At 60.6% G+C, this 13,792-nt stretch carries 12 protein-coding genes and 1 pseudogene; 4 read left to right on the forward strand and 9 right to left on the reverse strand.

All coding sequences use genetic code 11. The features are described from left to right. Window positions 1-100: 100 nt before the first annotated feature. Window positions 101-1,039 (forward strand): cytochrome c, encoded by a 939-nt coding sequence (locus QYH69_RS30785; protein WP_308835449.1) that lies wholly within the window; start codon window positions 101-103, stop codon window positions 1,037-1,039. Window positions 1,040-1,104: 65 nt separating this feature from the next. On the opposite strand, the gene QYH69_RS30790 is transcribed toward QYH69_RS30785, so the two are convergent. From QYH69_RS30790 to QYH69_RS30800, 3 genes are all read right to left on the reverse strand, one after another. Further along, window positions 1,105-1,308, reverse strand: coding sequence for a hypothetical protein (locus QYH69_RS30790; protein WP_308835450.1), 204 nt, complete (start codon window positions 1,306-1,308; stop codon window positions 1,105-1,107). Between the two features lie 130 nt (window positions 1,309-1,438). After that, window positions 1,439-2,578, reverse strand: coding sequence for a YbdK family carboxylate-amine ligase (locus QYH69_RS30795; RefSeq protein ID WP_308835451.1), 1,140 nt, complete (start codon window positions 2,576-2,578; stop codon window positions 1,439-1,441). 172 nt (window positions 2,579-2,750) lie between these two features. Then, window positions 2,751-3,857: an aminotransferase class V-fold PLP-dependent enzyme gene (locus QYH69_RS30800; protein WP_308835452.1), complete on the reverse strand. Its 1,107-nt coding sequence runs from the start codon at window positions 3,855-3,857 to the stop codon at window positions 2,751-2,753. Window positions 3,858-4,381: 524 nt separating this feature from the next. Between QYH69_RS30800 and QYH69_RS30805 the strand changes: the two genes are divergently transcribed. Next, on the forward strand, window positions 4,382-4,882 hold the full coding sequence (locus QYH69_RS30805; RefSeq protein WP_308835453.1) for a hypothetical protein: 501 nt from the start codon (window positions 4,382-4,384) through the stop codon (window positions 4,880-4,882). Between the two features lie 57 nt (window positions 4,883-4,939). On the opposite strand, the pseudogene QYH69_RS30810 reads toward QYH69_RS30805, so the two are convergent. From QYH69_RS30810 to QYH69_RS30820, 3 genes and pseudogenes are all read right to left on the reverse strand, one after another. Then, window positions 4,940-5,362: pseudogene (locus QYH69_RS30810) on the reverse strand (galactose-1-epimerase); the annotation flags it as partial. Window positions 5,363-5,653: 291 nt separating this feature from the next. Then, the gene (locus tag QYH69_RS30815; protein ID WP_308835454.1) at window positions 5,654-6,805 is read right to left on the reverse strand and encodes a hypothetical protein; all 1,152 of its coding nucleotides are present in this window, start codon (window positions 6,803-6,805) and stop codon (window positions 5,654-5,656) included. A gap of 72 nt (window positions 6,806-6,877) precedes the next feature. After that, entirely contained in the window at window positions 6,878-7,897 is a 1,020-nt protein-coding gene (locus QYH69_RS30820) for an aldo/keto reductase (protein WP_308835455.1), read from the reverse strand. Window positions 7,898-8,517: 620 nt separating this feature from the next. On the opposite strand from QYH69_RS30820, the gene QYH69_RS30825 reads away from it, so the two are divergent. Then, window positions 8,518-9,435 carry an AraC family transcriptional regulator gene (locus QYH69_RS30825; protein ID WP_308835456.1) on the forward strand — a complete coding sequence of 306 codons (918 nt, stop codon included), beginning with the start codon at window positions 8,518-8,520 and terminating at the stop codon, window positions 9,433-9,435. Window positions 9,436-10,133: 698 nt separating this feature from the next. On the opposite strand, the gene QYH69_RS30830 is transcribed toward QYH69_RS30825, so the two are convergent. The 3 genes from QYH69_RS30830 to QYH69_RS30840 form a co-directional block, all read right to left on the reverse strand. After that, a complete protein-coding gene (locus QYH69_RS30830) occupies window positions 10,134-10,406 on the reverse strand; it encodes a hypothetical protein (protein ID WP_308835457.1) in 273 nt (90 codons plus the stop codon). Window positions 10,407-10,658: 252 nt separating this feature from the next. Then, a complete protein-coding gene (locus tag QYH69_RS30835; protein WP_308835458.1) occupies window positions 10,659-11,879 on the reverse strand; it encodes a DUF3443 family protein in 1,221 nt (406 codons plus the stop codon). An 11-nt stretch (window positions 11,880-11,890) separates the two neighbouring features. Next, a complete protein-coding gene (locus tag QYH69_RS30840) occupies window positions 11,891-12,424 on the reverse strand; it encodes a DUF2844 domain-containing protein (RefSeq protein WP_308835459.1) in 534 nt (177 codons plus the stop codon). Between the two features lie 471 nt (window positions 12,425-12,895). On the opposite strand from QYH69_RS30840, the gene QYH69_RS30845 reads away from it, so the two are divergent. Further along, window positions 12,896-13,726, forward strand: a complete 831-nt coding sequence (locus QYH69_RS30845) for an alpha/beta fold hydrolase (protein ID WP_308835460.1) — start codon at window positions 12,896-12,898, stop codon at window positions 13,724-13,726. Window positions 13,727-13,792: the final 66 nt, after the last annotated feature.

Consider the following 13,792-nt stretch of genomic DNA (forward strand, 5'->3'; position numbering starts at 1 on the left):
CACGCCGGACAAAGAGACGGGTATCGGCGACTGGTCCGACGACGACTTCGTTCGCGCGGTGCGCGAGGGCGTATCGCCGCACCACACGCTTTATCCCGCGATGCCGTACACCTCGTATGCAGCGCTCAGCCGGGACGACGTTCTCGCGATCAAGGCCTACCTGTTCAGCCAGCCGCCAGTGCGCGAACCGAACACGCCCAACACCCTCGCCTTCCCGTTCAACCAGCGCTGGACACTGCCGCTATGGAAACTCATGTTCTTCCGCAAGGCGCGCATGCCGGCCGCCAATACGGCCAGCGTCGAAGTCAGGCGCGGCGCTTATCTAGTCACCGCGCTCGGTCATTGCGGCGAATGCCATACACCGCGCAATGCCGGTTACGGATTGGAAAATGCACGCGCGCTGAGCGGCGAGACGATGCAGGGATGGCTAGCCGGGAACATTACGCCAGATCCGCAAACGGGTGTCGGCCGCTGGACCGACGCGCAGCTCGCCGACTATCTGTCGACGGGGCACGCGCCGGGTCGCAGTTCGGCCTCGGGGCCGATGGCCGAAGTCGTCGAAAACAGCTTGCAGTATCTGAGCGCGGCAGACATTCACGCGGTTGTCGCCTACCTGCGCAGCGTCGCGCCCGTGCAGACCAATCGCCGCGCGGCGGTCGAACTGGCTCCGAAGGGCGCGAGAAACTCGTCCAGTCTTCTCCCGGCGCGCGGCACCGACGTGCGCGGCAATCTCGGCACGAAACTTTTCGCCGCCGACTGCGCCGGCTGCCATTCGTGGAACGGCAGCGGCCGGCAGTCGCCCTATGCGTCCCTGACCGGCAGCTCGGCCGTCAACGACATACGCGGCCGCAACGTCGTGCAGGTCATACTGCACGGCACGCGCATTCGCGTTGACGCAGAAAGTGCCGCCATGCCCGGCTTTGCCGACCGGTACTCCGATATGGAGATCGTGGCGATCTCCCGCTTCGTGCTCGAACATTTTGGCGGCAAACACGGCACGGTCAGCGTCGATCAGGTTCGACGCCAACGGGGCGGTTAGCGAACGGGGCGTGCGTTGCCGGGCCGGCTCGCGGACCCGGCGGGAACACGCGTGTGCCGCGGCGTTCACTCGCGCCGCATCCTCCCGCGCCAGCCGGGGCGCGACTTCGCGTCGTCCAGCGACACGTCCGTCGTCAGCGACACCGCAACACAGGCCACGCATCCCGGGATCGAAACGAACAGGCGCACCCACGACAGTCCGCCGCGCGCGAGCAACAGTTCCGCCAGGTAGGGCGTAAACGACGCGCCAAGGGCGTGCGGATCAGTCACATTCCGCGCTCGCAATGAAAATGTTCAACATGACGGCGATTTCCATGGTGGCGTTCATTGGACACATCGGGCCGGCCGGCATCGTCCCTTCCGGCTCGCGTCGCGCGAGCCGGGCTGTCGTCGGCCGCCGTCAGCCGACACCGCCCGGCATGGACGACACTTCACCGCGCCACAAGCGGCACTGCTGGCGCACCACTTCCTCCAGCGACTGGCTTTCGTTGTGGATATCACGCATCCAGTTCACCGTGCCCGATCGCTGCAGTCGTTCCTTCAGATAGGCGAACGCAAGCTCGGCGCCCAACGACTTCGCGTGCGGCGCAAGCACTTCCAGCATCGCCAGAATTTCATCGCGAATCGAGCTGCGACGGCCCGTTCGCACGTCTATCGCGACCCCGTCGAGGCCATGTCTGCATGCGGAAAAACGGTTCACCCGATAGATCTCGTAGTTCGATTCCGATAACGGCAGCGCTTCTCCGTTGAGGAAAAGCGCCGCAAGACACTGGATATAGGCGCCGATCGCCGCGGCCAGTTCGATCGTGAGCGGCGTGTCCATCACGCGCACCTCGATCGTGCCGTAGCCGGGGCTCGGACGAATATCCCAGTAGAAGTCCTTCAGCGTCGCGGCCATACCCGTCGCGCGCATGCGCTCCATGTACTCGCAGAACGCCGGCCAGGTAAGAATGAAGGGCGCGTGTCCCGAAAGTGGGAACGGCGCCACGTTATTCAGACGCGAACACGCGTAGCCGGTATCGTGTCCTTGCGAGAACGGCGAACAAGCGGCCAGCGCAATGAAGTGATGCACATACCACGACAGCGAATGCAGCAAATGCAACGCGGTGTCGCCGTCCGGGCAACCCACGTGCACGTGCTGCCCGAAGATCGTGAATTGCCGGTACAAATAGCCGTACACGCCCATCAGATGCTCGGAGCGCGGGCTGCCGTTCGAGCGCTCGTCGAACCAGTAGTGAAACGGATTCGTTCCGCCGCCGCAGACTGCGATACCGAGGAAATCGGCCGCATCGACGAGCGCATCCCGCAGCAGCGTCAGTTGCTCCAGCGCCTGCGCGTGGCCACTGCAGACGCCGGTACACAGTTCGACCATGCTCTGCCCGGTTTCAGGTTTGATCGCGCCGACTGTATGTAGCCCGTCCGTTTGCCGCAACAGATCCCGTGCTTGCGGACATAGTCCGAAATCGTGGGTACTGACGACCTGTACTTCGAGTTCGATACCGATAGTCAGCGGCGTCGACGAGATGAAGTCTTCTGTCATGTCACTTTGCATCGGGAATGCCGCGCGCCGATGTCGCGGCGAGGTTGAGCGACTGCGAACCGCGCAAGCAGTGATTTGAGCCCGGGACGCGACGCGAAGCCGGTTGCGGCAAAGCGCGCGGCTGCTTACCCCGGGCGCGCGGCGAACCGCACCCGCGGGATTGCACTGCAGGTCAACGCATGGAATAGGCCTCGCGAACCGCTTGCGCGGCACCGCCGACATCGACCGCGAATCGTTGCTCGTCGAGCGCCGAACCGTACGCCACGACGTTCGCGAGCACCGCCTCGAAAGCCGCGCGCACGCCGGTATGGTTCAAGCGGACGATATTTGCGCCGGTGTTGCCGAAGCCCGGTGTGAGCTCCACGCCTTTGTCCGCTGCGTGTGCGAGCATGGCGGCCACGTCGACCCCTTCTGGCACAGGCGCTGCCGTTATCAGCGCGGAGGCCGCGTCGTCGCGCGCCACAGGCGGCACGACGCCGAGCGCACGAAGTCCTATCCGGGTCGCGCGCGTTGCTCGCGCATGGCGCGCGATGAGCGCGTCGATCCCTTGCGCGTCGACGCGATCGAATGCCGCTTCGAGCGCCCAGAACTCGAGCGTCGCCGGAGTGCCCGGCAACGCGCCGCGGCCGCGTTCGAGCCAGTTGCGCTTGAGGTCCCACAACGACAAGATGGACGGCGCCTCATCCGGTGTTTGAACAACGCGTCCCCACGCGCGCTGGCTCACCGCGACGAACGACACGCCCGCCGGACCCGACAGCGCCTTTTGCGCGCTGGCTACCGCGATGTCGATACCCCATGCGTCGAATTCGAGCGCGTGCCCACCCACCGATGCGACAGCATCGACGACGCAAAGCGCATCGCGCGACCTCGCGAGCGCAGCGATCTGAGGCAGCGGATTCAACACGCCGTTCGACGATTCCGCGTGCACGCAGGCCACGACGTCGACCGAAGCCAACGCTTCAACGCAGGCAACGACCGCGTCGAGGTCCACCGGTTGCCCTGGCGCGGCTTTCACGTCGCGGACCTTCATGCCGCCGCGCCTCAACCACGTACCGAACCACACACCGTACGGGCTGGTTACGATGTTGACCGCGGTCCTGCCGGGTCGCGCGATACTTGCCGCCGCGGTTTGCAGCGCGAGCATTGCGTCCGACTGGATAAAGACGAGATCGGCCGTCGTACCCAGCAGGCGCTTCGCGCGGTCGGCCAGCGGCGCAAACCGTTCGGCCGGATAACGCGGCAGATCGAGCAGAAAGTGGGGGGCGAAACGTGTCGTCATGAAGCCTCTCGTCGCAAGGTCAGCGCGTCGAGCGTCTCGCACGGGTCGGCAACTTCGGTGGCGCCGCGATGCGCACTCGAACGCGCCGTCGGCACAGGCGTCGTCTGCAATAGACACCCATATTTACCGGCAATACCAGGCCCATCGATTGAACTTTCTCTAGCCTTTGACATATCTCGTACGGTTATTCGTTCAACGAATTCATAAAATCAGTTTTTCAGGCTACCTTCTTATCGATTCTAACGACGCCGCTTTTTAATTTGCATTAAATCCGGCCTCGAATAATCAAGAAGTCCGACTTGAATGGGCAAGCAACGATCGCATCGGAGAAGACCTTATCGACAGGCGTCCGGACCTTCGTACAACGTGCCGACTCTTCCGGATTCTCCGTTCTGCATATATCAGTACCCGCAATATGACGACGACGTCAAACAGCCGATCAATCAAGCAGTCGCCATACATCCGCATCACCCATGCCGTTTCCGGGATTCCTCAATTCAATCGGCTGCCAACTGGAGATACAGATGAAAAAGCCAACTCCTGCTTCAGTATCACGGGTTCTGACCGGCGCGCATTCGCGCCCCATCGCGTTCGAAGCAAATCATTCGATCCCGCGCTGCACATTGACGTGCGTCGTGGCGCTTGCATTGCTCGCCGGCACAGCCCAGGCCCGCGCCGTTCCAACCGACATCAGCGGCACGTACAGTTGCGTCGGACACGACGAAAATCTCGGCGATTTCCGGGAAACGCACGAATTCCGGCGCAACGATCATCACGGCGCACATACGCTCGGCTTCAGCGAAGCGGCTTACGTCGATAACCAGCTTGCGTATTCCGGCGAAGCGATCGTCGACGGAAACACCATCGCACTCAACTTCGCATCGACGTCCGACAAGAACGATCACGGCGTGCTGATCGGCAAGATCGTCTCCAAGGCGCCGCTTCGCTTCGAAGGCGAATATTTCGAATCGCAGTTCAGGAGCGGCGATAGCGGCACGGCCAGGTGCACACGGACCGGAAACTGAGGCGAATTCACCCGCACAGCCCGATGCAAACGCTGCCCTCTGCGCCGGCTATTTTGGCTAGCGCGTCTCGAAACGCCAGATAGTCACTTCGTAAAACGATTCTCCGGGCTTTAGCAGCGTGTCCGGAAACGACGGATGGTGCGGCGAATCCGGAAAGTGCTCAGGCTCGAGCGCAAATCCATCCGTCTGCCGGTAAAGTACGCCGCCCTTGACCGGCACGCGCCCTTGCAGTGCGTTCCCCGTATAGAACTGCAGACCCGGCTGGGTCGTATCGATCTCGAGAACTCGGCCCGATTGCGCATCGTATGCACGCGCCGCGAACCCGGGCTCTCGCCGGCCGCCATTGTCCAGCACATAGTTGACGTCGTAACCACCGCCGTTCGCGAGCTGCTGCGATGCAGACCGAAGCCGCGCGCCTATCGCGACCGGCTCGCGCAAATCCAGCACGGTCCCGGCTACGCTCGTTATCTCACCCGTTGGCGATCCGCAGACAATCGCCGCGAAGCCGGATTGCGTAGCGGCCCGCCAACGCGCCGAAGTAAAGCTTGTCGTTGCGCCGACTGACCGCTTGCGGTCTTGCCGTAAGCGGATGAGGTCACCGTCACGTGACCCGGCCCGCCCGCGCCGGCGGCGTGTGCAGTCCACGTCAACACAAGGGGCGCCCAGCGCCAACCGATGTGATCGAGCCATCGTTCACCTTTTGTCCCAGCGAAGTCATGGGGATGCGCCGAGCTCGCGAGATCGCATCCGCAGTTGCGCGCCGTCGTCACGCTACTGAGCGACGTTCAGCACTGTGAGTGCGTGGTCGGCATTGAGCGTCGTATTGACCGCACTGCCGGGCGCCGCGGACACGTAGTCCATGTTCGACACGATCAACTGGTCGCCGAGCAGCAGCAACGCACACGGCATATCGAGCTTGCCCGACGTGCTGTCGGCGTCGCCGTTCTTCTGCAGGGTCGTTACCTTGCCATCCATATCGACCGCATGCACCGCGTTGCCGAGAAAATCGGCAACGTATATCCGCCGATGGCGTACGTCGAACGCCATACCGTCGGTCGACAGCAGGATGGGATCGCGAGCGAACAGTGTCGGTTTGCCCGCCGGCCGTCCATCCGCATCGAGGCTGATCCGGAAAATCGTCCCTTCTTCATTGACACCTATGTAAAGGTTGCCGGCATCGTCAAACACGATGCCGTCCGCACCGGTTTTCGCTTTACCGTTCGATACGAACGTAGCGATCAGGTGCTGATCCTGCGCGCCCTCGCGCGCCGGATCCGGTTTTATCCGCACGGGGCCGTGCTGCAGTTCATCGAGCGTGAACATGAACACGCCGCTTACCGTGTTGCTCGTGCCCGAGCCAGGCCGGATGCCCGCATCGGTCACATAGAGCCGATCGCGATACCACGCGAGATCGTTCGTGCCGATGCCGCCTTCGACGACGATCTCGTTTTGCACCGGTTTGCCGTCGCGCACTACAATACGGCCGATGCGGCTATTCGCGCCGCTTCCGTACGGCGTTTGCCGGTCCACGTAGTACAGGTTGCCGTCCGGTCCGAATGCGACGCCCATCGGCGCGACTTTGCCCGTGGCGGGGCTAAGGTCTTGCGGCCGGAACCGATACCAGTCGTGCACGGTCTTGTGCACCGGATCGACGATCGCGAGGCGCGCGGGCGCCTCGGCTGCCGCGCGGCCCTGCTTGCGCAAGGTGAGGTTGTTGTAATTCGGCACCGCGAGGATGATGCGGCCATCGGGCATGCGCGCCATGCTGTCCGATGTGTTGTAGCTGCGAGGCAACTTGATGAAAGGCTGGCCGGCATCCGCAGGCGGGGCACTTTGCGCCGCCTGTGCCGTGTTGCTGGCCGGTACCGCGCAGGTGCTGGCGGCGATAAACAACGCTAATGAAGATCGAATGAATAACCGCATGATTCGTGAACTCGCTGGTCGACAAGGAAGATGGTCGTGACGGGCCGCACGGCCCATCGCACGAAACGCCGGTCAGGCAGGCGTGGCGGCGGACTGTTCGATCAGTCCGGAAGACTTCAATTCCTGCCAGAACCCGGCCGGCACTTTCGCCTGCATCGAGTTGTAGTCTTCGAGAATCTGCTGGTGGCTGCTTGCACCCACCACCAGTGCCACCGCAACATCGGCCGCCGACGAGAACTGCAGCGCGGCCGTTCGCAAGTCGACGCCGTGCTTTGCGGCGACCGCGCGCAGACGCTCGCGCTTCTCGATGAATGCGGGCGGAATCTTGTAGTTGTCGGGGCCGTAGTTGTAGCGCGGGCTGCCCGAGATGAATCCCGCGTTCAATGACGAACCGATGACGAGCGCGACATTGTGTTCGCGCACAGCGGGGAAGACCTGCTTCACCGCATTCGAGTGATCAATCAGCGAATACTGCGATGCGCAGAGGCAGACGTCCGGGTCCGCGACCTGCAGCACGCGCAGAATGGGTTCCGGCCGGTTCACGCCGATGCCCCACGCCTTTATGATGCCTTCTTCGCGCATGCGCGACAGAGCAGGGAACGCCCCGCGCTGCGCGATGGCGAACTGCTCTTCCCACGACGTCGGAAAATACGGGAAGTCCGGTGAGATGTCGTGAACGAAAGCCACGTCGATGCTATCGACGCCAAGCCGCTGCAGGCTGTCTTCAATCGAACGCCGTACGCCGTCGGCCGAATAGTCGTAGACGACATCGTTGGGCGAGTCCGACAGCGGAAACAACTTTTGATGCTGGTTATGCCTCGACGCTTTCAGCAGTTTTCCGACCTTCGTCGACAACACATATTCGTTGCGATTCTTGTTGTGAAGGAAATGACCGAACCGTCGCTCGGCGAGGCCAAGTCCATACCATGGCGCCATATCGAAGTAGCGCACGCCGGCATTCCACGCAGCCTCGATCGTTGCTTGCGCGTCGTCATCGGTCACCTTGTTGAATTCATTGCCAAGCGGTACGCCACCGAGACCGAAACGGAACTCGGGTCGAAAGATCTGGCGCGCGCGATTGCTTTGATTCATCGACGTCTCTCCTTTGAAATTGCCACCCGGTGTGGCGGATGCAGCGCTTGCAAGCGACGGGGCGACAAGCACGCTTGCCGCGGCCGTGGCTTTCACTAGAAATGCTCTGCGTTGATGGTCTGCCAGCTCAGGCATTGGGTCGCTCCTTTGCATTGGATGGTTTGACGATATTCATTCGGATATCCGCGCTTTAAGCGCGCAACGTTGGCATGTTCCGATCGCGACACTCGCGAACGATGTGTCCTGCATGCGACGATGGTCCCAATTGCACGCGTCGTGCCCAGGACATTCGATGACAGCGCTCGAGTCCGGCGAAGAAGAATTTGAACGATCAATATGCAAACGTGAACGATGGCGCATTCAATCTGACAGAGCCTCGCGATAGAATCGCTCATGCGGGAAATATATTCGGGCTCTGGAATGAATCGCGAGCTACTGTATCAGGCAATATTCATGTCACTGCTAAGGACTGCGCATGACGGCGCGATAACCCGCTCTCCACCAATGCGAAGCAAAGGTGCTCCCGCACGAAGCAAATATAGCGATCCACTTGCTTTTAAATTCCCTCATTGCGATAGTCTCGCCCGTTAAAGTTCGAATTACGTATTACTTTTCTGAACATGGAATTCGATCCGCTTTCCGATTTTCTTCAGTTGGTGGAGGCAAGACTCACTGTATCGGGTGGCTTCTCCGCAGGCGGCGCGTGGGCCATTCGATTTCCGAAGCCGGACCATTTGAAGTTCTTCGCGCTCACAAAAGGCAATTGCTGGCTCCATATGGACGGCGATGCAACGCCGCTCGAAGTGCAGGAAGGTGACGTCTTCCTTATTTCAGAGCCACGCTCTTTTATGCTCTGCAGCGATCTGCACGCAACGCCGATCGACGCGCACACCGCATTTTCGGGTAGCCCGGACAACCGGACTGCAGTAATAGGCAATGGCGAGGATTGCACGCAGGTGGGTGGACACGTGCGTGTCGATCAGACGTGCAGCGATCTGATCGGCCGGGTGCTGCCGCCGTTGATTCACATTCGGGCGAATTCCAGATACGCGGCGAAGCTTCGCTGGCTGCTCGAGCAGATCGTGCAGGAGCGCACCGACGCGCGGCTTGGCGCCACACTGATCTCCAACCAGCTCGCACTATTGCTATTCGTCCAGACGCTGCGCACGTGGCTCGAAGCTGCCGACCCGACTCCATGCGGATGGCTGCGCGCGGCGAACGACAAGCGCCTTGTCGGAGCGATCGCACTGATGCATCGCTCTCCCGGCAGACAATGGCAGTTGCATGAGCTCGCTAAGGCGGCCGGCATGTCGAGAACCGGTTTCGCGACCCACTTCAAAGCGGTCTCCGGTGTGCCCGTTCTTGCCTATCTGACGCAATGGCGAATGCTGCTTGCACAACATGCGCTGCGAAACAGCGATGCGACGTTGTCTACGCTGGCCGGGCGACTCGGTTATGGCTCGGAGAGCGCATTCAGCAACGCGTTCAAACGCGTGATCGGGGTATCGCCCGCGCATTACCGCAGTTCCACCCGCTAAATACGGCTCGGTCGCTACCCCGAGTTGGCACCGCGCGCAGGTTCGAGCTGCGAGACGCCGTGCGGCGGCATTGATGGCCGGCCGCTTCCGATGTAATTCGTCTTATCGTTATTTGCTTTTGCCGTAATCGGCGACGCGCCAGCGTAATTGCGATTTCTTTCATGTCGCTTAAAAAAATCACACGGTGCCCGTCCGTTAATTCGAACTCCCTGCAGACGAACCGTGTTGACAAACGCCTCAATCAGGATGGTTCGAGCCTGTTTAAAGACATTCGCGCTCGCTGCCGTCATCATCCAGGTGTCGCTCGTGATCCCGATGATTCTTATCTTTCACTTTTCCGGGCCTAACTTTGAGACCGCTTCATTCCGGATTTGTGCGGGTTTGGTATTGGCATCGATGGTTATTATTGCCCCATTGGCTGCGTGGATTGCCTTTTGTCCAGCATAAGGCGCGGTTGCGTCGAGCCTTGCCGTCGTGCGCGCTACGTATGCGTGCGCGAGGACTTCTCGTTTCGTTGGCTCGCACTACTGCGCGGACAGGCTGCATCGAGTGCCGCGCGCAGGTCGTCGCGGTTGGACGCGCGCGCGTGCCACGAGCCGGACGCGGACGCCATGCGCGATGTTTCGAAGGCTTAAGAACTGCGCAACGATTGTGCGATCTATGCGCGGATTCCGCCTCGCGTCGTGTCGTCACGCGACCTAGTGGTGCGCGTAAATCGTCCGGTCGAGATACTTGATCTGGCCGTCCTGCTCAGCATGCACCAGATCCTGGTAGACCTGCGCCCGTGTCTCCCCGCTCGATGCATAGGGTTGCCAACTGCCCGACTGATTCGCAGCTGGCTGAGTGACTTGTGCGGTCTGGCTCGTCGTACGAGCCTCGCTTGCGGATGAATTCTGCGCGTAAGCACATAGCGGCAACGAAGCGCTCGCGGCCATGCACACGCCGATCCATGCTTTGAGACATGCGTTCATTGTGAAGTCTCCTATCTGAACCCAAAAGATCTCTTCGAAGGGCTCCTGCACAAGCCGCTTGAGCAGGAGTGCGTGCGAACAAGCATAGTGAAGCGAGGCTTCCATTACGCCAGCAGAATCATGAAGAGAAATTTAAGGTTGACTGAAAGGTTGACGACACCCGCTCACGGCTAACGGATTAAACAAACTTTCAACATCGTTACTCGTCTTCTTGAAGGGTCGCGGTGCCGCGTCTGGGTGGACGCGCTCCTTTCACGACTGAATCGCAAAGAACGGTTGCGTGCCTGACGAGAAATCGTCGCTACCCTGAATGCCAAAGGTAATGCGCTTGCCGTAGATGAAAGGCATGCCCAGATCCAGTTCGCCCGCTCCAAACAATCCGAGGTTCTGGCCGATGCCTTCATGCGCTGCGTTCGAGCCATTACCGAGTTCGGACTCCGTGTTGAACAGCGTGAACGAAACACCAAGCGTGGCACCGCTCTCGCTTTGCAGCGACGCCGAAAGCGTTGCGGGGGCAGTCGGACAGAACCAGGGAAGGCTCGAAAAGCTCGACGGACACTGGCCAATCGACGGGTCCACGATAAAGTACGCGCTCGAACCCGAGTCGACGAAGCCCGGCATCGGCAGGCCGTTGAAACTCGCGGTCACCTCGCCGAATATGGTTGTGGTCATCTGCTGCGCCGTCGACGGCAATATGTTGTTGCCCTGCGTGTTGACCCCGAAGGTCATCGTGCCGGAAACCGTGCTCTGGCCGCCTTCGCCGACTGCGGGAAAGTTCAGCGTCACACCGTTGTTATCGGTTGCAAACTGTATGACCGGATTGGGTAACTGTTCCGCGAGCGGCACCGCAATTCCAGTGCAATTCGCGCCCGCGCAATCGTAGTAGATCGATGCGGCCGGAGACTGGCACGAGGTCTGGCAGTCGTGACGGATCACGTTCAGGCCGATCAGACCGTTGCCGCCCAACGATGTAGCGCCTTTCGCAGCCATATCGGGGCCCGCGCCCGAACAATCGGCGGGAACCGAGGCAAACGAGTCGTCAACGATCTGAATCGGCAACGACGGTGCCGTTTCGCCGGCAACTTTCAGGTCGACCTTCGAAATCGGCCCCCATGCAACCCCGGCAGCGAACTCGGCGCATTCGGCCATCGTATTGCCTTGCGCCGAGTCCTTTGCGTCGGCAAGGCCCAGCGAAGCCGGCACCGCCGAACGCAGAAGACGCAAACCCACGGAACCCGTATCGACCAGAACATGGTCGATCGTGGCGCAGTTGCTGGTACCCGGCGCACAGATGGTCAGGGTAACGTACGGCGCGTTTACAAATCCGAATGTGTTGTCCACCGTCACGTTGACCGAATTGGCAGCCAGATTCTGGCTGGAAATCTGGCTCACGGCGCCCCCCGCACCGCCACCGCCGCCGCCACAACCCGCGAGCACCAAACCGAAGGCGAGAACTGCAATCAGCTTTTTCATGTCGGCCTCGATTATTGAAGTTCGGAAAGGGAAACGCCGGCCGGAATTTCGCGCGGAAGATATGCGGAGCCACTGAATCGGCCGGGATGACCCATCGACTGCACGACCAGATCCGGCGAACTGAGGCTTCGTTGGCTCAAACCACCGACATGGATTGCGTCGGCGCCCGAAGGCCTCAAATAGCGTTCCGAATAGGCGCCGAGGATGTCTGCATAATCCGGCGTGCGCGGACCATTCCAGATAAGCGCGAATACCTTCTGGCTGGACGTCGCGACGAATTCGCGCACAACGGTGCCCGAATTCAGTGTGACGACGTTCACGCTGTACAGTGCATTTGCCGAAGCGGTTGCGGCGTCGGCCTGCAAGGCCATCGCTGCCCTCGCCACCCGGGCCGCTCCCATGACACTGGAGGCCACGTGAGGATCGGCGCCCGTCAAGGGAAAGTCACCCAGTGCTGCCGCTGCCGTATTTGCGGTAAAGCCGATACAGACCGCTACGGCCATTTCGACGAATCCTGTTTTTAACGCCTTCTGTTGAGCTTCCATGGCCTTTCTCAAATTGGTTCGGATTGTTACGCGCTAAATACAACGCGAATAGCTCCTATAACAACCGGACCAGGCTTTAGAAGTGCCAGTAGATTGAATGTCATTCAAATTTGAAATTGCGCCTAATCAGGCGATACCCGTTATTTTGAATTGCAGGTAAAAGAGATTTAATTTCGCATACGGTTATGATTTTTTTGAATATAATCTTACAATCACTTTATTCGATAACCAACACTTCGATAACCTCAAACCTGATCAAATGCATCGGCATATGGTGCATCGTAAAGACAACGGATTCAGCCGGCATTTCCGGACATCGATCGATAGCAGTCGACCGCTCGAACGCACGCAAACGAACCACGCCCGGCGAGCTTACGTTTTCTTTTTAACTTTTCGTCAACACGCTTTTCAGGCAGAATTTCCGCCGCTCGAATCTGACTTTCGACTCACATCCGTCACGCCCCTATCGACATGCCATTCATTACCATCGCAGGACAGCAGTTGCATTATCGGATTCAAGGCAGCGGTTTTCCGGTACTGCTTGGACACAGTTACTTGTGGGACTCGGCGATGTGGCAGCCGCAAATCGAAGCGCTGTCGCAAAAGTATCGAGTCATCGTGCCCGAGCTGTGGGGCCATGGCCAATCGGGACCGATGCCCGAAAGCACGCGCAGCTTCGGCGATCTCGCCGCGCAGGCAAGCGAGCTGCTAGACGCGCTTCATATCGGCCAGTGCGCGGTGATCGGCTTGTCGGTCGGTGGAATGTGGGGATCCGAACTTGCGTTGCGCGAACCGGAGCGCGTGAAGGCGCTGGTCATCATGGACTCGGACCGCGGCGCCGAACCCGCCGCGACGCTCGCGCAATACACGCAGATCATCAGCACGATCGAATCGCTCGGGCACATACCCGCGCCGATCATCGACGCGGTCGCACCATTGTTTTTCCATCGTGGCACGCCGCCCGACGGCGACCTTATCGTATCGTTCAAGCGTTCGCTCGCGGCGTTCTCAGCAGACCAGATCCGGCAGTCGATCGCGCCGCTCGGGCGGCTGACCTTCGGCCGCCCCGATGAAGTCGCGCGCCTGTCCGCGCTCGACGCCGCGACCACACTGGTGATGTGCGGGGAACTCGATATTCCGCGGCCGCCGTCGGAGGCGATCCGCATGGCCGAGACAATCGGTTGCCGCCATGTGCTGGTTCCCGGCGCCGGCCATATCTCTTGTCTCGAAAACCCGTCGTTCGTCAATCGCGAGCTTCTTGCGTGGCTCGAGCAGCACGTGGGGACGAACGGAAACGCGTGAGCGTAGCGGACCGCGCTGCGTCGTCACGTCATGCCTTGCAAGCGTCACGGCGGCCCTCGTAAAGAG

It is taken from the genome of Paraburkholderia sp. SARCC-3016 (assembly GCF_031119615.1).
In the GTDB taxonomy this organism is placed as follows: domain Bacteria; phylum Pseudomonadota; class Gammaproteobacteria; order Burkholderiales; family Burkholderiaceae; genus Paraburkholderia.

Excerpts from the sequence above, each read along its gene's own strand:
- QYH69_RS30825 (WP_308835456.1), top strand. The coding sequence starts at position 8,518 with ATGGAATTCGATCCGCTTTCCGATTTTCTTCAGTTGGTGGAGGCAAGA.
- QYH69_RS30830 (WP_308835457.1), bottom strand. The coding sequence starts at position 10,406 with ATGAACGCATGTCTCAAAGCATGGATCGGCGTGTGCATGGCCGCGAGC.
- QYH69_RS30785 (WP_308835449.1), top strand. The coding sequence starts at position 101 with ATGCCGTACACCTCGTATGCAGCGCTCAGCCGGGACGACGTTCTCGCG.
- QYH69_RS30805 (WP_308835453.1), top strand. The coding sequence starts at position 4,382 with ATGAAAAAGCCAACTCCTGCTTCAGTATCACGGGTTCTGACCGGCGCG.
- QYH69_RS30845 (WP_308835460.1), top strand. The coding sequence starts at position 12,896 with ATGCCATTCATTACCATCGCAGGACAGCAGTTGCATTATCGGATTCAA.
- QYH69_RS30795 (WP_308835451.1), bottom strand. The coding sequence starts at position 2,578 with ATGACAGAAGACTTCATCTCGTCGACGCCGCTGACTATCGGTATCGAA.
- QYH69_RS30820 (WP_308835455.1), bottom strand. The coding sequence starts at position 7,897 with ATGAATCAAAGCAATCGCGCGCGCCAGATCTTTCGACCCGAGTTCCGT.
- QYH69_RS30840 (WP_308835459.1), bottom strand. The coding sequence starts at position 12,424 with ATGGAAGCTCAACAGAAGGCGTTAAAAACAGGATTCGTCGAAATGGCC.
- QYH69_RS30835 (WP_308835458.1), bottom strand. The coding sequence starts at position 11,879 with ATGAAAAAGCTGATTGCAGTTCTCGCCTTCGGTTTGGTGCTCGCGGGT.
- QYH69_RS30815 (WP_308835454.1), bottom strand. The coding sequence starts at position 6,805 with ATGCGGTTATTCATTCGATCTTCATTAGCGTTGTTTATCGCCGCCAGC.
- QYH69_RS30800 (WP_308835452.1), bottom strand. The coding sequence starts at position 3,857 with ATGACGACACGTTTCGCCCCCCACTTTCTGCTCGATCTGCCGCGTTAT.